We start from the raw sequence: 22903 nt of genomic DNA, 5'->3' as shown, positions 1-22903 counted from the left end.
GGTGTCCGTCAGACAGTTCTATATTGACGGCGGCGGATCATTCTATCACCCGCCTTGTGTCACCAAATGACGGGAATGCCGCGGGCAGGCGCGGCGGCGGCCGGTTTGCGATGCGCCACAAAAAAGTGTTGACACGAATAATTGGGGCGCTATAATTTCGCTTCTTTGCAGCAAGCAGCTACTGCAAAACGTGCCCAGGTGGCGGAATTGGTAGACGCACTAGGTTCAGGTCCTAGCGGTGGCAACATCGTGGAGGTTCGAGTCCTCTCCTGGGCACCATCTGTTTTGAAAAGGTCGGCTTCGAGCCGGCCTTTTTTCATTTCCGGCCCGGAAACAAAGCGCCCGTACGCCTTGCGTGAGGACAACTCAAGATACCGCGCCCGCGGCCTCCCCGCAGCCGCTCAATCGCCGATGAACTTGCGCAGCAGTCGGCACAGCTCGCCGAACTCGGCCTTCGTGAATTTCCGCAGCCGCGCGTTGAGCACCTTTGGCGCGACCTCCGGAATCTGCGCCGCGACCGCCTGCCCCGCTTCCGTCGACGCAAGGTTCACGACCCGCCTGTCGCTCAGGCTGCGCGAACGCTCGACGAGCCCCTTGCCCTCCAGTTTATCGAGCAGGCGCGTCATCAGCCCCGTGTCGACCCCGAGCAATTTCGACAATTCGAAGGGCGTCGCCGCCATGCCGATCCGCAGGGACAGCAGGACACCCATCTGCTGCGTCGTGATGTCGAGATTCTTCAATGCCGCGTCCATCTCGGACGCGACCAGGTTACGTGCCTTCGCGAGCGCAAACCCCACGCTATCGGTGAGCAGGAAGTTCTTCGGCATGTCGTGTTCCATCGTGCTGGCTGAGTCGCAGATTGTTGACCCACACAAAAATTGCGACGTCAGGATTTTTCAAGGCACACCGGCACTCGCGCAGGCACCAACCCGCACCGGCTCAATGCCCGCCGGCGGCCGCCGCTCCGGCTGCCACGCCCTTGCACCGGGTGCGCTCCTCCTTATGCCCGCCAGTCGGATCGATAGCAGAATTTATCGGTTATCGTCCGCCCGCCCCGTTGGTACGTTAGCCGGCTCGCTTCAATGCAACGCACCCAACGAGGAGCACGATTCATGACGTCGATAAACCGCCGCGCGTTCGCGCGCGCGATACTGGCCGCAGGCCTCACTGTCGCGGGCATCCCGACGCATGCAGAGAACGCGCCTGCCGCGCTGCGCATCGGCTACCAGAAATCGTCGACGCTCATCACGCTGCTCAAGACGCGCGGCACGCTCGAGCAGGCGCTTGCGCCGCTCGGCCTGCGCGTGTCGTGGCATGAATTTGCGAGCGGATTGCCGCTGACCGAAGCGCTCAACGTCGGCGCCGTCGATTTCACCGCCGACGTCGCCGACACGGTTCCGGTCTTCGCGCAGGCCGCGCATGCGCGTTTTGTGTACATCGCGCAGGAAGCGCCTTCACCGAAGGCGCAGGCAATCGTCGTCAAGCAGGACGGCGCCCTACACACGCTCGCCGATCTCAAGGGCAAGCGCATCGCGGTCACGAAGGCGGCCGGCAGCCATTACCTGCTGCTTGCCGCGCTCGCGCGCGCGAAGCTCGCGCCCGCCGACGCGGCGATCCACTACCTGACGCCGGCGGACGGCCGCGCAGCGTTCGAGCGCGGCAGCGTGGACGCATGGATCACGTGGGATCCCTATGTCGCGTCGGTCGACCGGAATCCCGACGTGCGGATTCTCGCCGACGGCAACGGACTCGCGTCATACCAGCGCTACTACCTCGCATCGAGCAGTTTCGCGGCCGCGCGGCCCGACGTTGTCCAGATCCTGTTCGACCAACTGTCGCAGGCCGGCACGTGGCTGCGCGACCACCCGCAGGAGGCCGCGAATACGCTCGCGCCGATCTGGGGGCTCGACGCAGCGACGATCGCGCGAGCGAACGCGCGACGCAGCTACCTCGTCCGCGCAGTGGTCGCGCAAAACTTCGGCGAACAGCAGAAGATCGCCGACACGTTCCTCGCGGCCGGACTGCTGCCGGCCCGCGTCGATACGAGCCACGCGCAGCGCTGGAACTTCACGGCGAAACGCGCGGACCCGGTCGGCGCGTGAGAGCCCGTCGCGCAAGGGCCGCGGTATTTTTATCGCTCCGGATGAAATTGTGTTGACAGGCTCTGACGACACGCTAAAATAGCGGTTTTCGCATCGCAGCAAGCGAAACGTGCCCAGGTGGCGGAATTGGTAGACGCACTAGGTTCAGGTCCTAGCGGTGGCAACATCGTGGAGGTTCGAGTCCTCTCCTGGGCACCACTCATTTAAAAAGGTCGGCTTCTAGCCGGCCTTTTTTCATTTGCGCTACCTGGAAGCGATATACGCATACGCGCAACCGGAATCGCCTGTTCGCCGATGCACGTTGGCCGCCACGAGTTTGCGCACCCTGCCCGACTCCCCCGAGAAAGTCCGCCCGATTATTTTCGTTCGCGACCTCAAATTATGTTGACAGCCCGGAAAGACACGCTAAAATAGCGGTCTTCGCATTGCAGCAAGCGAAACGTGCCCAGGTGGCGGAATTGGTAGACGCACTAGGTTCAGGTCCTAGCGGTGGCAACATCGTGGAGGTTCGAGTCCTCTCCTGGGCACCACTCATTTAAAAAGGTCGGTTTCTAGCCGACCTTTTTTCATTTCCGGCTCCGGAATTCAATGCGGCTGCGCCGCACGTTCCACCCCATCGATTCGCCAAGCCCTGCGCGCGCCCTCCTCGCCGCAGGATCACGGCATCGGCAACGCAACTCACGCCGCCCCGCTCACGCGCACGGAGCGCTTGATTCCGTCCCTGGCCATCGTACGGACAAATCGCCTCGGTTTCCGCGAACAGCGTCAGCACGCCGTGAAAGCATGCCGCGAATCCGGCGGCAAACGGCAAACAATTGCTCCGGATTCGCGCCGCCACCCTCCCATCACAGAACGAAACCGGGATTTCCCTAGGCTGACATGCCGGCGTTCCCGCGGTTAAATAAATCAACGTGATTTATTTAATGTGCCGCCGAGCGGCGCGACATGGAAGGAGACGCCATGAGAAGTCCGCACATCGGCCAGGGAAGCAATTCGGCCAACGTGCGCCGTTACAACGAGCGCCTGCTGCTGAAGACGCTGCGCCGTGCCGGCAGCGCGTCGAAGGCCGATCTCGCCCGCCTCGCGAGCATGACGGGCACGGCGGTCGGCAGCATCATCGCGTCGCTCGCCGACGCCAAGCTGATCGAATTCGCGGGCCGCACCGAAGGCCAGCGCGGCCAGCCGGCATCGCTGATCCGCCTCGACCCGCGCGGCGCGTTCGGCATCGGCGTCCATCTCGACCGGATGCGCATCGAAACTGCGCTGGTCAACTTCGCGGGCGACGTGCTCGGCCGCCGCTCCCACGACATGCTGCTGCCTCCGCCCGCCGACGTGCTCGAGATCGTGCGTCACGACATCGACGCGATGCAGGCCCTGCTCCCCGACCACGACCGCGCCCGCCTGACGGGCATCGGCGTCGCGCAGCCTTACAACCTCGGCGCGTGGATGCGCGAACTCGGCCTCGCGCCCGACACGTTCCACGCATGGGAAGACGTCGATTTCGCGAGCGACCTCGGTCGCACGCTGTCGCTGCCCGTCTTCGGCGAAAACGACGGTAACGCAGCCGCGATCGCCGAGCTGTTCTACGGATACGGCCGGCAGTGCGACGATTTCGTCTACCTGTTCATCGGGCCGGCGATCGGCGGCGGCATCGCGATCGACGGCGACTGCCTGCGCGGCGTAACCGGCAATGCGGGCGACATCGCCGTGATTCCGGTGCCGCCGAGCCGGCTGGCATCCGCACCGCCACCGCGCGGCCCGTGGGACATCCTGCTCGCGCGCGCGTCGCTGCATGCGCTCGTGCGCCATCTGCGCCATCACGGTGAGACGGTCGAGAACCGCGCGGATCTCGAAGCGTGCATCGCGCGCGGCCTGCCGGCCGTCGACGAATGGATCGACGATTGCGTCGACGCGCTTGCGCCGGCGTTGCGCGCGGTGCTGTGCGTGGTCGATGCGCCGGTGGTCGTGCTCGACGCAGATACCGACGCGGGCCTGCTCGACGCGGTCACGACACGCCTGCGCGCGGCGCTCGTGGCCACCGCGCCCGAAGCGCGCGGCACCCCGGTGCTCGTGCGCGGCACGTTCGGCGCCGACGCCGGTGCGATCGGCGCCGCCACGCTGCCGATGTTCTTCAACTTTTCCCCGCGGGCCGGCATCCTCAAGGGCGCCCGCACCGACTCGCAGGAGGTCAACCATGTCGCGTTCTGAGTCGCCCCGCCCGTTGCTCGAGATGCGCCGGATCAGCAAGACATTCCCGGCCGTACGCGCACTCGACAACGTCAGCCTGACCGTTTATCCGGGCGAGATCCATTCGCTGATGGGCGAGAACGGCGCGGGCAAGTCGACGCTGATGAAGATCCTGTCGGGCGCGTACCGCGCCGACGCCGGCGGCGAGATCCTGATCGACGGCGAACGCATCGACATCGACGGCCCGCTCGCCGCGCGCGATGCGGGCGTCGCGGTGATCTACCAGGAGCTGTGCCTTTCGCCGAACCTGACCGTCGCGGAAAACATCTACGTCGGCCGCGAACTGCGGCGCGGCAACCGGCGCTGGGGCACGATCGACCGCGCGGCGATGGCGCGCGGCTGCCAGGACGTACTCGCGCGCCTGGGCGCATCGTTCGGGCCCGACACGCTGGTCGACACGCTGTCGATCGCCGAACAGCAGCTCGTCGAGATCGCGCGCGCCGTGCACACCCGCGCACGCATCCTCGTGATGGACGAGCCGACGACGCCGCTGTCGTCGCGCGAGACCGAGCACCTGTTCCGCCTGATCCGCCAGTTGCGCGAGGAAGGTCTCGCGATCATCTACATCAGCCACCGGATGGCGGAGATCTACGAACTGTCCGACCGCGTGTCGGTGCTGCGCGACGGCGCGTACGTCGGCACGCTCGAACGCGAATCGCTGTCGGCCGATCGCCTCGTCGCGATGATGGTCGGCCGCGACATCTCCGGCTTCTACAAGAAGGAACACGCGCCGTACGACCCCGGCCACCTGCTGCTGTCGGTACGCGACATCGCCGACGGCGCGCGCGTGCGCGGCTGCAGCCTCGACCTGCACGCCGGCGAGGTGCTCGGCATCGCAGGGCTCGTCGGCGCGGGCCGCACCGAACTCGCGCGGCTGATCTTCGGCGCCGAACCGCGCGTGCGCGGCGACGTGAAGCTGGGCGACCGCACGTTCGGCGCGCACTCGCCGCGCGCCGCGATCGACGCGGGCCTCGTCTACCTGACCGAGGACCGCAAGCGCCAGGGCCTGTTCCTCGACATGAGCGTGCGCGACAACATCAACATCTCGGTCTGCAACCGCGATGCACGACTCGGCGCGCTCGACCTCGCACGCGGCGGCGAACGCGCGCGCGACGCGATTGCATCGCTGTCGATCCGCGTACCCCACGCGAACGTCAACGTCGGCGCGCTGTCGGGCGGCAACCAGCAGAAAGTGCTGCTGTCACGCCTGCTCGAGACGAAGCCGCGCGTGCTGATCCTCGACGAACCGACGCGCGGCGTCGACATCGGCGCGAAATCGGAAATCTACCGGATCATCAACGAACTGGCCCGTGCCGGCGTGGGCGTGATCGTGATCTCGAGCGAGCTGCCGGAGATCATCGGCGTCGCGGATCGCGTGCTCGTGATGCGCGAAGGCGAGATCGCGGGCGAACTCGGCGGCCACACGCACACGCCCATCACGCAGGAAGCCATCATCGCGCTCGCCACCGGCTCGCAGGCCGAACTCGCCGACGCGCACTGAGCCCCGCTCTTTCATTTCACTCTTACATTCAGGTTACCGAAATGATCAACCCGACCAAGCAGCGGAACCTCGCTTCCGCGACGGCCCATCCGGTGGGCGATCGTACTCCCCAGTTGCGCGCCGCCGCTCATCGCGCACGCATGCAGTCGCTGATCCGCACCGCCGGCATGCTGCCGGTGCTGCTGGTGCTGTGCATCGCCTTCGGCTTCCTGACCGACGGCTTCTTCACGCTGCAGAACCTGTCGATCGTCACGCAGCAGGCGTCGATCAACATCGTGCTCGCCGCCGGCATGACCTTCGTGATCCTGACAGGTGGCATCGACCTGTCGGTCGGCTCGGTGCTCGCCGCTGCGGCCGTCGCGGCGCTGCTCGCGTCGACCATTCCGGGCTGGGGCTGGCTCGGCGTGCCCTTCGCGCTCGCCGTCGGTCTCGTGTTCGGCGCGATCAACGGCGGCCTGATCTCGTTCCTGCGCCTGCCCCCGTTCATCGTCACGCTCGGCGCGATGACGGCCGTGCGCGGCGTCGCGCGCCTGATCGGCAACGACACGACCCTATTCAATCCGCAACTGCCGTTCGCGTTCATCGGCAACGGCACGATCCTCGGCGTGCCATGGCTCGTCGTCATCGCGTGCGCGGTGATCGCGATCTCGTGGTTCATCCTGCGCCGCACGGTGCTCGGGATGCGGATCTATTCGGTCGGCGGCAATCCGGAAGCGGCACGCCTGTCGGGCATCAACGTGCGGGCGATCCAGCTGTTCGTGTATGCGGCGTCGGGGCTGCTCGCGGGCCTCGGCGCGGTGATGTCGGCCGCGCGACTCTATGCAGCCAACGGCCTGCAGCTCGGCCAGTCCTACGAACTCGACGCGATCGCCGCGGTGATCCTCGGCGGCACGAGCTTCGTCGGCGGCGTCGGCTCGATCGTCGGCACACTGATCGGCGCGCTGATCATCGCAGTACTGACGAACGGTCTCGTGCTGCTCGGCGTGTCCGACATCTGGCAGTACATCATCAAGGGGCTCGTGATCATCGGTGCCGTCGCGCTCGACCGCTATCGCCAGCGCGATTCGGCACGCACCTGACACCCTTCCCGTCCATTCAACCTTGCGGCGCAGGCAGGTCCTCCTGCGCCGCCCGCCCACCGACCTCACGGAGACACAACGACATGTTCAAGCACAAAGCCGCCCTGACCGCCGTCGCCTGCGCACTCGCATTCGGCGCTTCCGCCGCACACGCGGCCGACAAGCCGCTCAAATCGATCGGCGTCACGGTCGGGTCGCTCGGCAACCCGTACTTCGTCACGATCGTCAAGGGCGCCGAGGCGCGCGCCAGGCAGCTCAACCCGAATGCGAAGGTCACGGCCGTGTCGGCCGACTACGACCTGAACAAGCAGTTCACGCAGATCGACAACTTCATCTCCGCACACGTCGACATGATCCTGCTCAACGCCACCGACCCGAAGGCGATCGAGCCGGCGGTGAAGAAGGCGCAGGCGGCCGGCATCACGGTCGTGGCGATCGACGTCGCGGCGGCCGGCGCGAACGCGACAGTGCAGACCAACAACGTGAAGGCCGGCGAGCTGGCGTGCGACTACATCGCGAAGAAACTCAACGGCAAGGGCAACGTGATCATCGAGAACGGTCCGCAGGTGTCGGCCGTGATCGATCGCGTCAACGGCTGCAAGACCGTGCTCGCGAAAAACGCGGGCATCAAGCTGCTGTCGAGCGACCAGGATGGCAAGGGCTCGCGCGAAGGCGGGATGAACGCGATGCAGGGCTACCTGACGCGCTTTCCGAAGCTCGATGCGGTGTTCACGATCAACGACCCGCAGGCGATCGGCAGCGATCTCGCCGCGAAGCAGCTGAACCGGCCGGGCATCGTGATCACGTCGGTCGACGGCGCGCCCGACATCGAGGTGGCGCTCAAGTCCAACACGCTGGTGCAGGCGTCGTCGAGCCAGGACCCGTGGGCGATGGCGCAGCAGGCCGTCAACGTCGGCTACGGAATCATGAACGGCCAGAAGCCGGCCAATCCGATGATCCTGATCGAGCCGACGCTCATCACGCGCGACAACGTGAAAAGCTACAAGGGCTGGAGCGCCCCGCGCTGATCGCGCCGCCCGCCCGCGAAACCGGGCAGTGCCGGGCCACGTCGCCGCACGCGACGGCTGGCGCCGCCCGCCCGCTCACATCACCCGCTGCACGGCCGCGCGCAACGCCGCGGCACAAGGTTTCGACATGACCACGACGTTTCCCCGCCTGATCGTATTCGGCGAAGCGCTGACCGATTTCATCCGCGACGACGCGCAGCACTGGCGCAGCGTTGCCGGCGGCTCATGCTGGAACGTCGCGCGCGTCGGCGCGCGACTCGGCGTGCCGACGGCCTTCGCCGGCACGGTCAGCCGCGACATCTTCGGTGACGAGCTGATGCGCAAGAGTGCCGACGCGGGGCTCGACATGCGCTTCATCCGGCAGGTCGATCGCACACCGCTGCTCGCAATGGTCGCGTCGAAGCAGCCGCCCCACTACTTCTTCATCGGCGAAAACAGCGCCGATCTCGCGTTCGATCCGGCCGACCTGCCCGCCGGTGCACTCGACGCGGCCGAGATCGTGCACGTCGGTTCGCTCGGGGTCGTGCGCGAACCGCTCGCGTCGCGCCTGATCGAAGTTGCGCAGGCCGCGCGTGCGGCCGGCAAGCGGATCTCGTTCGACCCGAACTACCGTGCGCCGATGGCCGCACCGTCATATCGCGACACGCTGCGCCGGCTGGCCGGGCTCGCCGACTGGATCAAGGTATCCGACGAGGATCTGCACGGACTGTTTCCCGAACTCGACGAAGCAGCAGCACTTGCGCAACTGCGCGCGTGGGCGCCCGATGCGACCATGCTCGTCACGCGCGGCGCATCCGGCATGCAGCTCCTGCATCGCGACACCGTGCTGTTCCAGCCCGCGTTCCCGGCCGAGGTAGCCGACACGGTCGGCTGCGGCGATGCGAGCATCGGCGGCTGGCTCGCGAGCCAGCTTGCGCGGCCCGGTGCATCGGCGGCCGAGCATCTGCGCTACGCGGCCGCGTGCGCGGCGGTCGCCTGTGCGCATGCAGGCGCCTATGCGCCGACGGCTGCGGAAGTGGCCGACATGGCCAACCGCCCGGCCGACGCGGTGCTTTAGCAATAGACGGCGCCGACATGCCGCCCGGTCACGCGGCGGTCGTTCCGTCGCCGCCGCCCGGCCGCATGCCGGCCTGCAGCAACTGCAGGCTCTCGTCGACGCTCAGCTCGGACATCGCGTCGTCGTGCAGCGTATCGTCCGCCGCGCGGCGCAGCGCATGCAGCGCGTGCACCTTGAGCCGCACGATCGCGAGCCGCAGCCCGCGCGCCGTGCATTCGGCCGCGAACGTGCGCAACGATTCGATCGTCGTGCCATCGACATCCGGCGTTTCCTCGAGACTCAGCAGCACGGTATGCGCGTCCGGCGCGGCCTTCATCAGCGCGCGCACGCGATTCAGCATCCGGTCCGCATTCGCGAAGAACAGCTGCGCCTCGGGCCGCACGATCAGCACGCCCGGCACCGGCTTCGCGTCGGCATGGCTCGCGACGTCGACGAAGTCGTGGCTGTCGCGCAGCCGGCCGAGCACGCTGACGTTCGGCTCGGACAGCTTGCGCAGCGTCAGCAGCAGGCTCACGCCGATGGCCGCGAGCAACCCGTGCAGCACGCCGAGCACGAGCACCGCGAGCAGCGCGGCGATCACGACGAGCCGGTCGCGATGCCACGCCCAGTACGGCCGGAATACGGACGGATGCAGCGAGTGGCTCACTGCGAAGATCACGATCGCCGCGAGCACGGGCTCCGGCGTGCGCGCAAGCTGCGGCAGCAGCAGCCAGACGATCAGCGCGACCACGCCCGTCGCCCACAGGCCGGCAAAGCGCGACTGCGCGCCGGCGGCCTCGTTCGCCGAGGTCGCCGAATAGCCCGCGCCGACCGGCATCCCGTGCAGCAGGCCCGACACGAGGTTTGCACACCCGAGCGCGACGAGGTCGCGGTTCGGCGACACGCTGTCGCCGTGCTTCAGCGCAAAGTTGCGGATCGATCCGTACGACTCCGCGTACAGGATCAGCATCAGCGCGAACGCGAGCTCGACCGTCTGCATCCATGCGTTGCGGTCGAGATTCGGCAGGCCGAATTCGAGATGCCGGAAGTCGATATGGCCGACGATCGCGATCCCGTATCGCTGCCAGTCGATCGCATAACCGACCGCGATCGACAGCACGATCACGACGAGTGTCGCCGGCACGCGCGAGCGGCGCCCAAGCACGAACAGCAGCGCCAGCGCGATCGCGCCGAGCACGGCACTCGCGAGGTTCGCGTGCGGCGCGCCGGTAATCAGGTCGAGCGCGACACGCGGCGCATCGCTGTGCTGCACGTGAATCGCGAGAATCTTCGGCAACTGCTTGATGACGATCGTCAGTGCGAGGCCGAACGTGAAGCCGCGCAGCACGGGCCGCGCGACGAAATCCGACATGCCGCCGAGCCGCGCGGCGCCCGCCAGAATGAACAGCACGCCCGTCATCGCCACGAGCGCTGCCGCGAGCGCGAGTTGCTCGGCAAGCGCCATCCCCGACTCCGCGAGCACGGTCGCCGCGAGCACGGCAGCCGACGACGACGTCGACGACACGATCGCGAAGCGACTGCTGCCCGTGAGCGCATAGACGACGAGCCCCGACAGCAGCGCGATGAGACCGGCCTGCGGCGGCAGGTTTGCCAGCCCCGCATACGCGACCGCCTCGGGAATCAGCAGGCCGGCGATCGACAGGCCGGCCAGCGCATCGAGACCGATGCGCCGCGTGCGCGGCGGCGGCGGCGCGTCGAGCGCGGTGAAATGGTCGGCATGCTGCGGGCCGGCGTCGGGGCGAATCGGGGCGGTCGTCATGAGGCGGTCGGTGCCGTGCGCCGGTCAGGACTTGACGGCGATGACGCCCGACCAGCCGGGCAAGTAGCGCGCATCCTGTTCGTGCGCGCGGTGCAGCGCGACGTCGAGTGCCTTCGCGAAGTTCTTGCGGATCTGGTCGAGCGACACGTGCTGGCGCAGGTAATCAGCCCACAGGAATTCGCTGAACGGCGTCGCGTCCTTCGCATAGCCGCCCGCCGTGCGCAGCTCGCCGGCGAGGCTGCGGTACGGATCGTCCTCGAGCCCCGTCAGCGCCTTCGGCAAATGCGCATAGTCGCGCCGCGACCCGTCCGCGCCGAACGGATGCACCCACTGGTTGTGTTCCATCATCCGCCAGAAGATCGTGTTGTCGAGCCACGACAGATCCTTCAACAGCATCGCGTTCACGCGCGACTCGCCTTCCTCGATCAGCGCGAGGCCGAGATGGTGGTGATCGGTGATGTAGTGCAGCCCGTCCGGGCCAAGGACGGCCGGAAACCAGTGCGATTCGATCGCAGCCTTGCGCGCGCGCTTGTCGAGCGCCTTCCAGTGCTTGCGCTTCGCCTTGACTTCGCGATAGCCAACCGTCATCTGCGTCGGACGCAGCGCGTCGAGCCTGACAGGAATGAGATGAACGTCGGTGCCGAGTGCCATGGTCGTACCCCATGTTGCGAAATTCCGGCAACGATACTCCTGATCGTGCGAGCCGTTAATACGTCATGACCTCGATACGCATCCGATTGACGATCTCTGACAACCGCCCGCGCGTGCGCATGACGCTGCGCTACGCGCGCAGATCGTTGCGTTCGAGACGATGACGAATGTAAGGAATGCAATCTTGCACGACGCTCACGCGACGCATGCCGAGCTTGCGCGCAACGTTCAGCGAACCGCTGTTGGCCTCCGCGATATCGGCGATCACGCGCGGCAGGTGCACGGTGTCGAATGCGTGACGCACGACGGCCGCCGCGGCCTCGCTCGCGATGCCGCGCCCCCATGTCGTGCGCACCAGCCGCCAGCCGATCTCGACGTCGTGCGCGCCGTCCGCATAGTCGGGAATCAGCAGGATCCAGCCGATGAACGCGTCCGGCGCGGCCTTCTCGAAGATCGACCAGTAGCCGAGGCCCGGCGGATAGTCGCGCGTGATCCGGTGCGTGACGAAGCGGCGATGCTCGACGGGATCGTGCCACGGGCCTGCGATGTGCCGCGTGACCTCGGGATCGCGATCCATCGCGATGCACGCATCGAGATCGGCCAGCACGCGCGGACGCAGCCACAGCCTGGCGGTTTCGAGCACGGGCAGCGCGGCGGCGGAACGTTCGGTCATCGGGACTCCTGATTCGGCGACGATGCGCGTCGGGCGCATTACAGAATTGATACAAACAGCCTTCCGAAATGATACAGATGCCTGTCGCTTGCCTCGCGCGGCGCCGTTTCCGTTTTCGAAACAGTTCATTTCGTAGGGATTATTCCCGATTCGACGTTATCGCGCCCCACATCGCGCGGCGCGGCGGCCTACACTCGATCAGTGCCCCCGCACCGCGCGCAAGCCGGGCCGGCATCCGCATGCACATCGTGAGCGCGCACGCCAACGAGGAGACCTCGGACATGAGCTGGACCCGCGAACAACGCAACGTCACGATCGCCGCCTACCTGGGCTGGACGCTCGATGCGTTCGATTTTTTCCTGATGGTTTTCGTGCTGAAGGACATCGCCGCCGAATTCGCGTCGACCATCCCCGCCGTTGCGTTCGCGCTCACGCTGACGCTCGCGATGCGCCCGCTCGGTGCGCTGATCTTCGGCCGGCTCGCCGATCGCTTCGGCCGCCGCCCGACGCTGATGGTCAACATCGCGTGCTATTCGCTGCTCGAGCTTGCGTCAGGTTTCGCACCGAGCCTGACCGCGCTGCTCGTGCTGCGCGCGCTGTTCGGCATCGCGATGGGCGGCGAATGGGGCGTCGGCTCTGCGCTGACGATGGAAACCGTACCGACCCATGCGCGTGGCTTCGTGTCGGGGCTGCTGCAGGCTGGCTATCCGAGCGGATACCTGCTCGCGTCCGTCGTATTCGGCCTCTTCTACCAGTACATCGGCTGGCGCGGGATGTTCATGGTCGGCGTGCTGCCCGCGCTGCTCGTGCTGTACGTGCGCGCGCACGTGCCCGAATCGCCGGCGTGGAAACAGATGGAGAAGCGCACGCGCCCAAGCCTCGGGGCCACGATGAAGCAGAACTGGAAGCTCACGATCTACGCGATCGTGCTGATGACCGCGTTCAACTTCTTCTCGCACGGCACGCAGGATCTCTATCCGACGTTCCTGCGCGAACAGCATCACTTCGATCCGCATACCGTGTCGTGGATCACGATCGTGCTGAACATCGGCGCGATCGTCGGCGGCCTGTCGTTCGGTGCGATCTCGGAGCGGATCGGCCGGCGTCGCGCGATCTTCATCTCCGCGCTGATCGCACTGCCCGTGCTGCCGCTGTGGGCATTCTCGAGCGGCCCGGTTGCCCTCGCCGCAGGGGCGTTCCTGATGCAGATCTCGGTACAGGGCGCATGGGGCGTGATTCCGGTTCACCTGAACGAGATCTCGCCCGACGAAATCCGCGCGACCTTCCCCGGCGTCGTCTACCAGCTCGGCAACCTGCTCGCGTCGGGCAACGCGACGATGCAGGCATCGCTCGCCGTTTCGCACAACAACAATTACAGCTTCGCGCTCGCACTCGTGGCCGGCATCGTCGCCGTCGTGATCGCCGTGCTGATCCTGTTCAGCCGCGAGCGACGCGGCATCGACATGACGCAATCGGTCAATACGCGTAGCTCGGTCAGCTGAACCCGCGCATTGCCGCATCGCACCATCGCGCGCGCCCCGCCCCGCCGGGGCCGCGCACCACGCTTTCCGCATTCGCACATCGAACTAGAGGATTTTGTCCAGATTCCCCGCTTGCCCGCTCCCCCCGCGTTTTTTTATCTTAATAAAAACGACTGTTTGAATCAGATGATCGAATCACCTGTTCGCGGCCGGGCGACCGGCATGGGAGGCGGAACATGGCAGTAAATCAGGAAGGGCGGCCGTCCGCGGGACGGCCGCCCGGGGGACGGTCATCCGGCACCCGGCAGACCGGCGGGACGAAGGCGCGCATCCTCGATGCGGCCGAGGATCTGTTCATCGAGCATGGCTTCGAGGCGATGTCGATGCGCCAGATCACCTCGCGCGCGGCGGTCAACCTCGCCGCGGTCAACTACCACTTCGGCAGCAAGGAAGCGCTGATCCACGCGATGCTGTCGCGCCGGCTCGACCAGCTCAACCAGGAGCGCCTCGCCATTCTCGACCGCTTCGATGCGCAGCTCGGCATGCACATCACCTGCGAGCACGTGCTCGGCGCGATGTTCATTCCCGCGCTGAAGGCATCGCGCAATCCCGAACGCGGCGGGCCCGGGTTCCTCCGGCTGATCGGCCGTGCATACACCGATCCGTCGCCGTTCGTGCGCAACTTCCTGACCGCGCACTACGCGAGCGTCGCCGGCCGCTTCTTCGACGCGTTCCAGCGCGCATTGCCGCATCTGCCGCGCACGGAGCTCGGCTGGCGGCTGCACTTCGCGATCGGCGCGCTGTCCGGCGCGCTCGCGGGCGCCGAAACGGAAAGCCTGATCGACGAGTTCTCGCAAGGCCGCACGATGAACGACGTGCAGATGATCGCGCGGCTGTCATCGCTGATCGTCGCCGCGCTGAAGGCACCGATGCCCGACAGTGCGCAACTGTCGATCTTCGCGGCGGTGCTGGACGACGCGGGGGCGAGCGAAGCGTTCGGGCTGCCGTCGGGTGCGTCGGCCGCCGATACGGCGACGCTGCATTCCACGAACTGAGCGCGCGGGGCCACGCGCAGCTTCCCGTTCACGAATTGTTTTGTACGCGCGGTCATGCGGGGCGTCGAGGCGCCCGTGCCGATCGACCGCGAAGCACGGCGCACAGGCAGGCGCTGAAGTACCTGCCCTCGCCGAGAGCCAAGACCGGAGACACGTCATGTCATCTTCCGCAGCAACCGCAGCGGCCCAGGTTCCGCCGAACACCGACGGCATCTGGTACGCGTCATACCCGCCCGGCGTACCGCACGAAATCGACGTCGCACAGTACGCGTCGCTCGTGCAGTTCTTCGACGAATGCACGACACGCTTCGCCGAGCGCGTCGCGTACGTGAGCGCAGGCGCATCGATGACCTATCGCACGCTCGCGCGGAAAGTCGACGCGTTCGCGTCGTATCTGCAAAGCCTCGGCGTGAAGCCCGGCGACCGCGTCGCGATCATGCTGCCGAACACGTTCCAGTACCCGGTCGCACTGTTCGGCACGCTGAAGGCCGGCGCGATCGTCGTCAACGTCAATCCGCTCTATACCGCGCGCGAACTCGCACACCAGTTGAAGGACAGCGGTGCGCAGACGATCGTCGTGTTCGAGAACTTCGCGCGCACGCTGCAGGACGCGCTGCCGGAAACGCAGGTGAAAAACATCGTCGTCACCGCGCTCGGCGACCTGCTCGCCGACGGCTTCAATGCGAAAGGACGCCTGATCAATTTCGTGCTGAAGCACGTAAAGAAGCTCGTGCCGGCGTACCACCTGCCGCAGGCAATCCGGCTGCGCTCCGCACTTGCGCTCGGCGCGCGCGGCAAACCGCAGTTGGTGCAGACGACGCGCGACGACCTCGCGTTCCTGCAATACACGGGCGGCACCACAGGTGTCGCGAAAGGCGCGATGCTCACGCACGGCAACCTGATCGCGAACCTGCTGCAGGCGAAGGCATGGATCGCCGACCAGGTCTCGGGCGACGTCGAAACCGTGCTCACGCCGCTGCCGCTCTATCACATCTATTCGCTGACGGTGAACGCGTTCATCTTCATGGGACTCGGCGGGCGCAACATCCTGATCGCAAACCCGCGCGACATGAAGATGGTGATGAAGATCATCCGCAACGAAACGTTCACGGGGATCACCGGCATCAACACGCTGTACAACGCGTTCCTCGACAACGAGGAATTCCGCAAGCGCGATTTCTCGAAGCTCAAGCTCGCGATGGCGGGCGGGATGGCGATGCAGCGCGCGGTCGCGGAGCGCTTCCAGCAGGTGACGGGCCGGCCGGTCGTCGAAGGCTACGGCCTCACCGAATGCTCGCCGATCGTCACGATGAATCCCGTGAACCTGAACGACATGGCCGCGTTCAGCGGTTCGATCGGCCTGCCCGCGCCGTCCACCGTCGTGCGCTTTCGCCGCGAGGACGGCACCTGGGCCGCCATCGGCGAACCGGGCGAGCTGTGCGTGCACGGTCCGCAGGTGATGCGCGGCTACTGGCAGCGCCCCGACGAGACGGCCAAGGTGATCGACGCCGACGGCTGGCTCGGCACCGGCGACATCGGCGTGATGGACGAACGCGGCTTCATCCGCCTCATCGACCGCAAGAAGGACATGATCCTCGTGTCGGGTTTCAACGTGTATCCGAACGAGATCGAGGAAGTGCTCGTGATGCATCCGGGCATCAGCGAAGCCGCGGCGATCGGCATTCCGGACGACGTGCAGGGCGAACGGATCAAGGTGTTCGTCGTGCGCCGCGACCCGTCGCTCACGGCCGACGACGTACTCGCGCACTGTCGCAAGAACCTGACCGGCTACAAGATGCCGAAATTCGTCGAGTTTCGCGACGCACTGCCACAGACGAACGTCGGCAAGATCCTGCGCCGCGCGCTGCGCGACGAGGAACTCGCCAAAATCAAGGCCGCGAAGCAAGGCTGAACGATCCATCGCTCCGGGAGACGCTGTCGATGAACGAAGGAAAGAAGCGCCACGCGCGGCATGCTGCCGCCGCGGCAATCGCGTGCATGCTGTCGCTCGCGCAGCCGGGCCTGCACGCGCAGGAAACGGCCGATGCCGCGAGCGCGGCACGGGATGTCGCGCTGCCGGCGGACCTTGCGAAGGTCACGCGCGAGCCGGTCGCGCAGCAGGCGCGCTGGCTGCGCACGGCCGCGCAGCGCGGCACGCTCGCGCAACTCGATGACGCGACGCTCACGGCGCTCTTCAAGGCACTCGATCCGCTCTCCGTGCCGCTCTATATCCGTAATGGTCCTAACGGCTATCCGTCGTACCAGTTCACGATGGTGCGCCAGGAACGCATCAGCGGAAAATGGTCCGACACGCCCGACCGCATGCTCGTGAAGACCACCCGCGAGCCGCTGCGCGTTTATGCGAAATGGCTGCCGGGCGGTGCGCATGCCGGACAGGAGACCATCTACGACACGACGCTGCGCAAGGACGAGATGTACGGCCATCTCGGCGGCCTGCTCGGCAAGATTCCGCTGTGGACGGCACTCGACGGCGCGCTCGCGCGCGCCCAGTCGAATCACCAGGTGAAGGATCTCGGCACCGAGTTCATCACGAACCTGTACCTGACCGAAGGGAAGAAATACGAGGAAGCCGGCGTGCAGCGGCCGACCCAGGTGGAAACCAGGACGATCGGCGGCGTGCGCGTCGTCGCGCTCACCTACGAAACGCCGACCGGCCGGCCGCAGTTCTACGCGAAGAAGGAAGTCCTCGGGCTCGACCTGCACGCGCCCTATTTCCGGACCGTCGAATCCTATGACAACGACGGCAAGATCTTCGAGCGGATCGTCATCGAGAAAATCGCGCCGGCCACGCTCGACGACACCGCATTCGACCCGAAAAACCCCGACTACGCGTTCTGATTCGCGCCGGCGGGATCGACCTCGGGCTCAATCGTCATCGTCGTCGCCGTGGTGCCTGCGCCATTGCTTGTAATGGTGCTTGCGCCACTTCCAGTAGCGATCGTCGTCGTCATCGCCGTAGTAGCCGGGTCCGTATCCCGGATAGGCGACCACCGCCGGCTGAGGCGCCACATAGACCGGCGCGGGCTCGACATAGACCGGTGCGACCGGTACGCCAATGCCGACCGACAAGTCGACATGCCCCGCCATTGCACTGCCGGAAGCGAGCAACGCCACGCCCCCGACCCACCCTGCCCGTCGCCTCTTGTTCATGTTCTGAATCCCTGATATGCCGGCCTGCCCGGCTCGCGCAGCTAATGTAAATGCCGCGCGCGCACCGAGGTGATACGGCACGGCGAGAATCGTAACGCGACGTAACGAAACAGCTTTGGCCGTTCGGCCGAATCGCGAAAATGGGCTGGAACGTCTATAGTGGGTTACGGTTCGACACAATCACGACTGCGCGCTTCCCGATCGAACAGGGTAGAATTCCGCCAAACACCTTGTGGACGCACACGTCACACACACGCACAACATATTCTCTGACGCAGGCTCCTGCCGCACCTCAATGGCCAATCCCGCAGAATCCCATCCGCAAAACGACTTCATCAATTCGGCGCGCAAGGAACGTAAGCGCGTTGAAATCTATCTCGTCAACGGCATTCGTCTGACGGGGTGTATCGAGTCGTTCGACCAGTACCTGGTGATGCTGCGCACCCCCGTGGGTCTGCAAGGCATCTACAAGCGCGCGATTTCCACGATCCAGCTCGACACGGGCGGCTCGCGCCCGGGCGGCGGCGGCCCCCGCGGGCCGCGCACCGGCGGGCGCCCCGGCGGCCGCGAAGGTGGCGGTCACAGCCCGTACGGCTCGCACGGCGGCCCGCGCGAATCGCGTGGCGATGGCGGCTACGGCTCCCGCGAACCGCGCGAGGGTTACGGCTCGCGTGAACCGCGCGAAGGCTACGGCGCACCGCGCGAACCCCGTGAAGGCTACAGCGCCCCGCGTGAACCGCGCGAAAGCTACGGCGCGCCGCGCGATACCGGCGACGCACCCGGCAACGCGTCGCCGTCGGATACACGCGGCGGCAACGGGCCGGTGATCGTGACGCGCCGCCGGCGAATCGTGCCGGACGGCCAGTAAAACAAAAGGGCAAGCCAACAGGCTTGCCCTTTTCCCTTGTGCGGCCGGCGCGGCATGTCGCCGCACCGCCGCCGAGTTCAGCGTGCCGTCGTCGGCAGGCCCGCGTCGGCCTCGCGCTGCAGCGAACGCACCTGCTGCTGCAATGCACGCAGTTGCGACTGAAGTTCGGCCTGTTGCGCCTGCAACGCTGCCGTTTCGCCGCGTACGCTCTTCTGGCGATCCGCGACCGCCGCCTGCTGCTGGCGTGCGATCGAGATATCGGCCTGCAGACGCCGCGCCCGGTCCTGCGTGACTTCGATCTGCTTGTCCATTTGCGCCTTCTGCGATTCCAGCTTCGCCGCCCGCAGTTCGTTGACGGCCAGCCGCTCCGCCTGGTGCGAGAAATCGCGATAGATCGCTTCCGCGCGCGTTTCGTCGTAAGTCTTGATCACGCGCCAGAACGCCTTCTGCTGGAACAGCGCGACGAAGTACGCACCGTCCTTTACGTTGAACAGCAGGCTCGCACCGTAGCTGCCGTTGTAGCTCGTGCGCATTTCCGTCAGCGTGCGCGCCTGGATCTGGCGCTGCAGGTCGTCGACCGTGCTCGGCCCCGTCGTCTCGCCCGCCTGCGGCTGCACCGACGTCTGGACCTGCGAATCGATCACCGGAATCGCTGCCACCGGCGCCGACGCCTGCTGCACCGCCGGCGAAGTATTGCCTGCCAACCCCTGCGCGTAAACGCCCTGCATGCCTCCTACTATTGCGAGCAACACACACGCCCGCCCCAACCCCGTCATATGGCTCATGAAGTTTTATTCCCGCCCGAGTCGTTGTAATTCAGCGCGATTTTATCTCATTAATTACTCGCTTTCGCGGGTCTCTGGCTCTTCGTCGAATATCTGATATTTGCGCATTTTTTCCCACAATACCTTGCGGCTGATACCGAGCTGCTGCGCCGTGTCCTGACGCCGCCAGCCGTTTGCGTCGAGCGCCGCGATGACGCGGTTGCGCTCGTTCATGTCCCACTTGCTGCGATCGACGAAGACTTCGGCCGCACTCTCCGCCGGCACCGGCTGTGCCGAATTGCGCGCGTGCGCAATCAGCCGCTGCAGCCGTGCCGCGTCCCACCCGCCCGTCTGCCGCACCGTCACGCCGACACGCTCGGCGAGGTTGCGCAGTTCGCGCACGTTGCCGGGGAAATAGCTGTCCGCGACCGAATCCGTCAGCCAGTACGGCAGATCGGACAACTCGGCGAGCCGTTCCTTGCCGACGACCTGCGCGACGAACGACTTGAAAAGCGCGATCTTGTCGACTGCGCCGCGCTCTTCCAGCGACGGAATGCTCAGCTCGATCACCGCTAGCCGGTAGTAGAGATCGGCGCGGAACAGGCCTTCCTTCACGAGCTGCGGCAGCTTCTTGTTGCTCGCCGCGACCAAGCGGAAATCGACCTTGATCGGCGACGTCGCGCCGACGCGCAGCACCGCGCCGTCCTCGAGCACGCGCAGCAGCTTGACCTGCTGGTACAGCGGCAGATCGCCGACTTCGTCGAGGAACAGCGTGCCGCCGCCCGCCTGCTCGAAATAGCCTTTATGCGCAACAACCGCACCCGTGAACGATCCTTTCGCATGCCCGAAGAACAGCGATTCGAACAGGCCGTCCGGAATCGCGCCACAGTTCACCGGCACGAAATCGCCGTGACGGTAGCGCGAATGCTTTTCGTGCAGCAATTGCGCGATGCGCTCCTTGCCGACGCCGGTTTCTCCGTGCAGCAGCACGTTGGTATCGCAGTCGGCGAACGTGTCGACTTCGTGCAGCAGCGCCTGCATCGATTCGGAGTGCGCGACGAGTTCGGATGGCTGCGACGTTTCGGCCGCGTGCGCACGCAGTTGCGTGACGAGCTTGCCGATCATGCCGCGCAGTTCGGCGCACGTGAAGTCGAGCGGCAGGATGTGCGAATACTCGGGCGGATACTGCGACGCGTCGTGGTCGCGTGCCGCGCCGACCCAGACGACCGGCATGCCGATGTTGGCCTGCCAGTCGCGCAGGAACGCGGCGCCGGTTTCGATCATCGACACGCTGATGATCGCCAGCGACGGCCGCAATGCGGCGCGTTCGGGCGAGATTTCCGCATCGTCGGCGCGGATCACTTCGACGTCGAAGCTCGCCATGCACCGGGCAACGCGGTCGACGATGTCCGCCTTGCCTTCCCAGACGTACAGGTCGAGTTCTTCGATTGCGGGCGTGGGTCTCATTGCTGATGCTTTTAATGGACGATTTGCGGAGCGTTGCACGTCAGGCTATGTTGTATCACGGTCAGCTGACCGATTTGCAATCCTAACGCCGTCAACAACGGTGTTACCAACTGGTTGATCAACGGGTTAACGAGTCCGAGCAGCAAAGGAATGAGCTGCCCCGTGAGCGGCTGAAGAATCTGGCTCAGGATAGAGAGATCCAGCCCCGCAACGCTGATTTGGAGCGACTGGCCATTCAACAGATTGGTCAGTTGCACGTTAAGCGAGTTGGTCGCTGTCGACGACGTACTCCAGTTAGGCCCCGGAGACCATGCAGAAGAAGTGCACGCACCGTTACTCGGCTTGGTATTGCAGAACGAGTATTGCGAATTGTTCGGATAAACAGTACCCGTTGCGGTCAACGGCAGGCTGGCATTCAGCGCGCCAGGGGCCGAAGGCAATGGCGGCCCGCTGTAGACGGGCGCATTGGTGCTGCTTCCAATGTACGCTACGGGGTTCGACAGCGACAGGCTGACTTGCGTAAGCGAAAAATTGCCGAGTAGCCCTGCCCCCGACACCTTCGCAACAGGAATCGTGCCTGAGCTGGACGCACAGCTCGGGGAATTGAGATTCAGCTTCCCCCCGGTATTTTGTCCGGCGCAAATCATCGCCACGCCCGGCAAAGCGCCAAACGTGGCGGTGCTCGATGCCGAGGTCGATTGACAACTCGTATTAGCCAGCCAGGCCCGAGCTGGGCCGCCCAGAATGATATAGAGGGGCAAATGCGGCCCTGAAAGCTGAAGCGTCAATAGTCCAGGAATTCCCAGCGGGGGAGGATCCGCCAGCACTTGCACATCGACGTAGAGCCCGATCTCCGCTTGCGACGCCTGCGTGCGCCAGATGCCGTTCACTTGTCCTGCCTCGCCAATTCCAATCGACGGCGGCGCCAGCACCTGCAATTGCAAGCTATTGACTCGAACAAGCAACGACACCGCTGAAATGAGCGGACAAAACGCACTGCCGGGGCAGCTGGTTTGACCGACCGATAGCGTCAGCGCGCTGTTGTATGCACCGATCTCCGCCGTCGTGAGCAACAACTGAAGTACATTGATACTGGCGTTCGCCGCCGCCTCCGCGTTGCTGCCCGAGTATTGAAGGAGACTCCCCAAAGAGATCTTGTTGGCATTGACATTTGCGCCAACATTTTTGCCCAGTGCGGTGAGCACAGTGCCGACCGTGCTATTGCTGCCTACCGCCGTGGCGGCAAGGTTCAGGACATCAGATACGGTCAGATTGAGGCCGAGCAACTTCCCGACGCTGGCCGGCGCCGACGAGCCCGCCGTGCCGAGTTGGGTCGCAGCACTCGCCAACTGACCCAGCGTGACGTTTGCTCCGGCCAACGCCTGGTAATTCGCCAAGCCCACATTGACGTTGGCCGAGGCACCCAGCAATCCGGTGAGTAGCGGATCGAGTATCGCGGACGAGGAGGTATTCAGGTTCGCAAGCGTCGCACCCACGCTAAACGTGTCGATTGCCGCCGCGCGTGCGGTAGCCGTCGCAGAGACAACCGCCTGCCGCCCGCTCAATTGATTCAACAGCCCTAGGAAAAAGTAGTTCACCTGCCGGTACGCTGTAACCTGCGCTGCATTCGCCACAGACGGCGCCGGCGTCACGTAAGCAGTCGACGAATCCCACCTCCCACAGGTGACGGCAATTTGATCGTTTCCCGCAGTAGGATTTGCCGTAGCCGTCGCACTTATGAAAGTAAGCGCATACCCCTTGTCGTTGATGTTCGCACTCGTCGTCACATTATTTTTCGCATCGCTCAGGCAACCGCTCGGATCGCTCGTCATCGGCTGCACTGCCGCCAACGCCGCCATGTCCGCGACTCTCTGCAAATCCCTCTTCTGCAAATACAGATTCGCGACGTCGATCACTCCAAGCACAACGATCGCGACCATGACCCAGACGGCTGCCACGACCACGATGGAACCGCGCTGACGTCGTCTCCTCGGCCAGCG

General features: G+C 65.5%; 19 protein-coding genes and 3 tRNA genes. 14 read left to right on the top strand and 8 right to left on the bottom strand.

The features are described 5' to 3' along the window. Positions 1–192: 192 nt before the first annotated feature. A tRNA-Leu gene (locus CUJ89_RS08295) sits at positions 193–279 on the top strand. A gap of 122 nt (positions 280–401) precedes the next feature. On the opposite strand, the gene CUJ89_RS08290 is transcribed toward CUJ89_RS08295, so the two are convergent. After that, positions 402–839 (bottom strand): MarR family winged helix-turn-helix transcriptional regulator, encoded by a 438-nt coding sequence (locus CUJ89_RS08290; RefSeq protein WP_114176898.1) that lies wholly within the window; start codon positions 837–839, stop codon positions 402–404. Positions 840–1112: 273 nt separating this feature from the next. Here CUJ89_RS08290 and CUJ89_RS08285 point away from each other — a divergent pair, with 273 nt between their 5' ends. The 8 genes from CUJ89_RS08285 (at position 1113) to CUJ89_RS08250 (ending at position 9014) form a co-directional block, all read left to right on the top strand. Next, on the top strand, positions 1113–2102 hold the full coding sequence (locus tag CUJ89_RS08285) for an aliphatic sulfonate ABC transporter substrate-binding protein (RefSeq protein ID WP_114176897.1): 990 nt from the start codon (positions 1113–1115) through the stop codon (positions 2100–2102). Between the two features lie 111 nt (positions 2103–2213). Continuing rightward, a tRNA-Leu gene (locus CUJ89_RS08280) sits at positions 2214–2300 on the top strand. A 245-nt stretch (positions 2301–2545) separates the two neighbouring features. Further along, positions 2546–2632: transfer RNA gene (locus CUJ89_RS08275), tRNA-Leu, on the top strand. 430 nt (positions 2633–3062) lie between these two features. Then, positions 3063–4310: an ROK family protein gene (locus CUJ89_RS08270; protein WP_114178544.1), complete on the top strand. Its 1248-nt coding sequence runs from the start codon at positions 3063–3065 to the stop codon at positions 4308–4310. Beyond that, complete coding sequence (locus tag CUJ89_RS08265; RefSeq protein WP_114176896.1) at positions 4297–5850, top strand: sugar ABC transporter ATP-binding protein; 1554 nt, start codon at positions 4297–4299, stop codon at positions 5848–5850. The genes CUJ89_RS08270 and CUJ89_RS08265 overlap by 14 nt, the downstream gene beginning before the upstream one ends. 41 nt (positions 5851–5891) lie before the next feature. Beyond that, positions 5892–6929, top strand: coding sequence for an ABC transporter permease subunit (locus CUJ89_RS08260; RefSeq protein ID WP_114176895.1), 1038 nt, complete (start codon positions 5892–5894; stop codon positions 6927–6929). An 83-nt stretch (positions 6930–7012) separates the two neighbouring features. Further along, positions 7013–7957: an ABC transporter substrate-binding protein gene (locus CUJ89_RS08255; protein ID WP_114176894.1), complete on the top strand. Its 945-nt coding sequence runs from the start codon at positions 7013–7015 to the stop codon at positions 7955–7957. Positions 7958–8084: 127 nt separating this feature from the next. Next, positions 8085–9014, top strand: coding sequence for a carbohydrate kinase family protein (locus tag CUJ89_RS08250; protein WP_114178543.1), 930 nt, complete (start codon positions 8085–8087; stop codon positions 9012–9014). Positions 9015–9042: 28 nt separating this feature from the next. On the opposite strand, the gene CUJ89_RS08245 is transcribed toward CUJ89_RS08250, so the two are convergent. From CUJ89_RS08245 to CUJ89_RS08235, 3 genes are all read right to left on the bottom strand, one after another. Further along, entirely contained in the window at positions 9043–10773 is a 1731-nt protein-coding gene (locus tag CUJ89_RS08245; protein WP_114176893.1) for a SulP family inorganic anion transporter, read from the bottom strand. A gap of 24 nt (positions 10774–10797) precedes the next feature. Next, on the bottom strand, positions 10798–11424 hold the full coding sequence (locus CUJ89_RS08240; RefSeq protein ID WP_114176892.1) for a ParB-like protein: 627 nt from the start codon (positions 11422–11424) through the stop codon (positions 10798–10800). Positions 11425–11554: 130 nt separating this feature from the next. Then, positions 11555–12097 carry a GNAT family N-acetyltransferase gene (locus CUJ89_RS08235; protein ID WP_114178542.1) on the bottom strand — a complete coding sequence of 181 codons (543 nt, stop codon included), beginning with the start codon at positions 12095–12097 and terminating at the stop codon, positions 11555–11557. A gap of 281 nt (positions 12098–12378) precedes the next feature. Between CUJ89_RS08235 and CUJ89_RS08230 the strand changes: the two genes are divergently transcribed. The 4 genes from CUJ89_RS08230 to CUJ89_RS08215 all read left to right on the top strand — a co-directional run bounded on the left by CUJ89_RS08230 (position 12379) and on the right by CUJ89_RS08215 (position 17492). Continuing rightward, the gene (locus tag CUJ89_RS08230; protein WP_114176891.1) at positions 12379–13599 is read left to right on the top strand and encodes an MFS transporter; all 1221 of its coding nucleotides are present in this window, start codon (positions 12379–12381) and stop codon (positions 13597–13599) included. Positions 13600–13814: 215 nt separating this feature from the next. Continuing rightward, positions 13815–14633: a TetR/AcrR family transcriptional regulator gene (locus CUJ89_RS08225; RefSeq protein WP_114176890.1), complete on the top strand. Its 819-nt coding sequence runs from the start codon at positions 13815–13817 to the stop codon at positions 14631–14633. A gap of 157 nt (positions 14634–14790) precedes the next feature. After that, the gene (locus CUJ89_RS08220; protein WP_114176889.1) at positions 14791–16545 is read left to right on the top strand and encodes an AMP-binding protein; all 1755 of its coding nucleotides are present in this window, start codon (positions 14791–14793) and stop codon (positions 16543–16545) included. Between the two features lie 29 nt (positions 16546–16574). After that, entirely contained in the window at positions 16575–17492 is a 918-nt protein-coding gene (locus tag CUJ89_RS08215) for a DUF1571 domain-containing protein (protein ID WP_114176888.1), read from the top strand. Between the two features lie 27 nt (positions 17493–17519). On the opposite strand, the gene CUJ89_RS08210 is transcribed toward CUJ89_RS08215, so the two are convergent. Then, positions 17520–17804, bottom strand: coding sequence for a PXPV repeat protein (locus CUJ89_RS08210; RefSeq protein ID WP_114176887.1), 285 nt, complete (start codon positions 17802–17804; stop codon positions 17520–17522). Between the two features lie 295 nt (positions 17805–18099). Here CUJ89_RS08210 and hfq point away from each other — a divergent pair, with 295 nt between their 5' ends. After that, positions 18100–18672 carry an RNA chaperone Hfq gene (gene hfq / locus CUJ89_RS08205; protein WP_114176886.1) on the top strand — a complete coding sequence of 191 codons (573 nt, stop codon included), beginning with the start codon at positions 18100–18102 and terminating at the stop codon, positions 18670–18672. 77 nt (positions 18673–18749) lie between these two features. Here the strand turns inward: hfq and CUJ89_RS08200 are convergent, their stop codons facing one another. From CUJ89_RS08200 to CUJ89_RS08190, 3 genes are read right to left on the bottom strand one after another with little or no spacing between them, the layout of a single operon-like run. After that, entirely contained in the window at positions 18750–19457 is a 708-nt protein-coding gene (locus CUJ89_RS08200; RefSeq protein WP_114176885.1) for a DUF2968 domain-containing protein, read from the bottom strand. Positions 19458–19511: 54 nt separating this feature from the next. Next, entirely contained in the window at positions 19512–20903 is a 1392-nt protein-coding gene (locus CUJ89_RS08195) for a sigma 54-interacting transcriptional regulator (protein ID WP_114176884.1), read from the bottom strand. An 11-nt stretch (positions 20904–20914) separates the two neighbouring features. Beyond that, positions 20915–22843, bottom strand: coding sequence for a TadG family pilus assembly protein (locus tag CUJ89_RS08190; protein WP_161556544.1), 1929 nt, complete (start codon positions 22841–22843; stop codon positions 20915–20917). Between the last annotated feature and the right edge of the window lie 60 nt (positions 22844–22903).

The organism is Burkholderia pyrrocinia, from assembly GCF_003330765.1.
In the GTDB taxonomy this organism is placed as follows: Bacteria; Pseudomonadota; Gammaproteobacteria; order Burkholderiales; family Burkholderiaceae; genus Burkholderia; species Burkholderia pyrrocinia_B.
This window is presented reverse-complemented; position numbering and strand designations above follow the sequence as displayed.

Excerpts from the sequence above, each read along its gene's own strand:
- CUJ89_RS08270 (WP_114178544.1), top strand. The coding sequence starts at position 3,063 with ATGAGAAGTCCGCACATCGGCCAGGGAAGCAATTCGGCCAACGTGCGC.
- CUJ89_RS08220 (WP_114176889.1), top strand. The coding sequence starts at position 14,791 with ATGTCATCTTCCGCAGCAACCGCAGCGGCCCAGGTTCCGCCGAACACC.
- CUJ89_RS08200 (WP_114176885.1), bottom strand. The coding sequence starts at position 19,457 with ATGAGCCATATGACGGGGTTGGGGCGGGCGTGTGTGTTGCTCGCAATA.
- CUJ89_RS08240 (WP_114176892.1), bottom strand. The coding sequence starts at position 11,424 with ATGGCACTCGGCACCGACGTTCATCTCATTCCTGTCAGGCTCGACGCG.
- CUJ89_RS08260 (WP_114176895.1), top strand. The coding sequence starts at position 5,892 with ATGATCAACCCGACCAAGCAGCGGAACCTCGCTTCCGCGACGGCCCAT.
- CUJ89_RS08235 (WP_114178542.1), bottom strand. The coding sequence starts at position 12,097 with ATGACCGAACGTTCCGCCGCCGCGCTGCCCGTGCTCGAAACCGCCAGG.
- CUJ89_RS08225 (WP_114176890.1), top strand. The coding sequence starts at position 13,815 with ATGGCAGTAAATCAGGAAGGGCGGCCGTCCGCGGGACGGCCGCCCGGG.
- CUJ89_RS08210 (WP_114176887.1), bottom strand. The coding sequence starts at position 17,804 with ATGAACAAGAGGCGACGGGCAGGGTGGGTCGGGGGCGTGGCGTTGCTC.
- CUJ89_RS08290 (WP_114176898.1), bottom strand. The coding sequence starts at position 839 with ATGGAACACGACATGCCGAAGAACTTCCTGCTCACCGATAGCGTGGGG.
- CUJ89_RS08265 (WP_114176896.1), top strand. The coding sequence starts at position 4,297 with ATGTCGCGTTCTGAGTCGCCCCGCCCGTTGCTCGAGATGCGCCGGATC.
- CUJ89_RS08230 (WP_114176891.1), top strand. The coding sequence starts at position 12,379 with ATGAGCTGGACCCGCGAACAACGCAACGTCACGATCGCCGCCTACCTG.
- hfq (WP_114176886.1), top strand. The coding sequence starts at position 18,100 with ATGGCCAATCCCGCAGAATCCCATCCGCAAAACGACTTCATCAATTCG.
- CUJ89_RS08250 (WP_114178543.1), top strand. The coding sequence starts at position 8,085 with ATGACCACGACGTTTCCCCGCCTGATCGTATTCGGCGAAGCGCTGACC.
- CUJ89_RS08245 (WP_114176893.1), bottom strand. The coding sequence starts at position 10,773 with ATGACGACCGCCCCGATTCGCCCCGACGCCGGCCCGCAGCATGCCGAC.
- CUJ89_RS08195 (WP_114176884.1), bottom strand. The coding sequence starts at position 20,903 with ATGAGACCCACGCCCGCAATCGAAGAACTCGACCTGTACGTCTGGGAA.
- CUJ89_RS08285 (WP_114176897.1), top strand. The coding sequence starts at position 1,113 with ATGACGTCGATAAACCGCCGCGCGTTCGCGCGCGCGATACTGGCCGCA.
- CUJ89_RS08190 (WP_161556544.1), bottom strand. The coding sequence starts at position 22,843 with ATGGTCGCGATCGTTGTGCTTGGAGTGATCGACGTCGCGAATCTGTAT.
- CUJ89_RS08215 (WP_114176888.1), top strand. The coding sequence starts at position 16,575 with ATGAACGAAGGAAAGAAGCGCCACGCGCGGCATGCTGCCGCCGCGGCA.
- CUJ89_RS08255 (WP_114176894.1), top strand. The coding sequence starts at position 7,013 with ATGTTCAAGCACAAAGCCGCCCTGACCGCCGTCGCCTGCGCACTCGCA.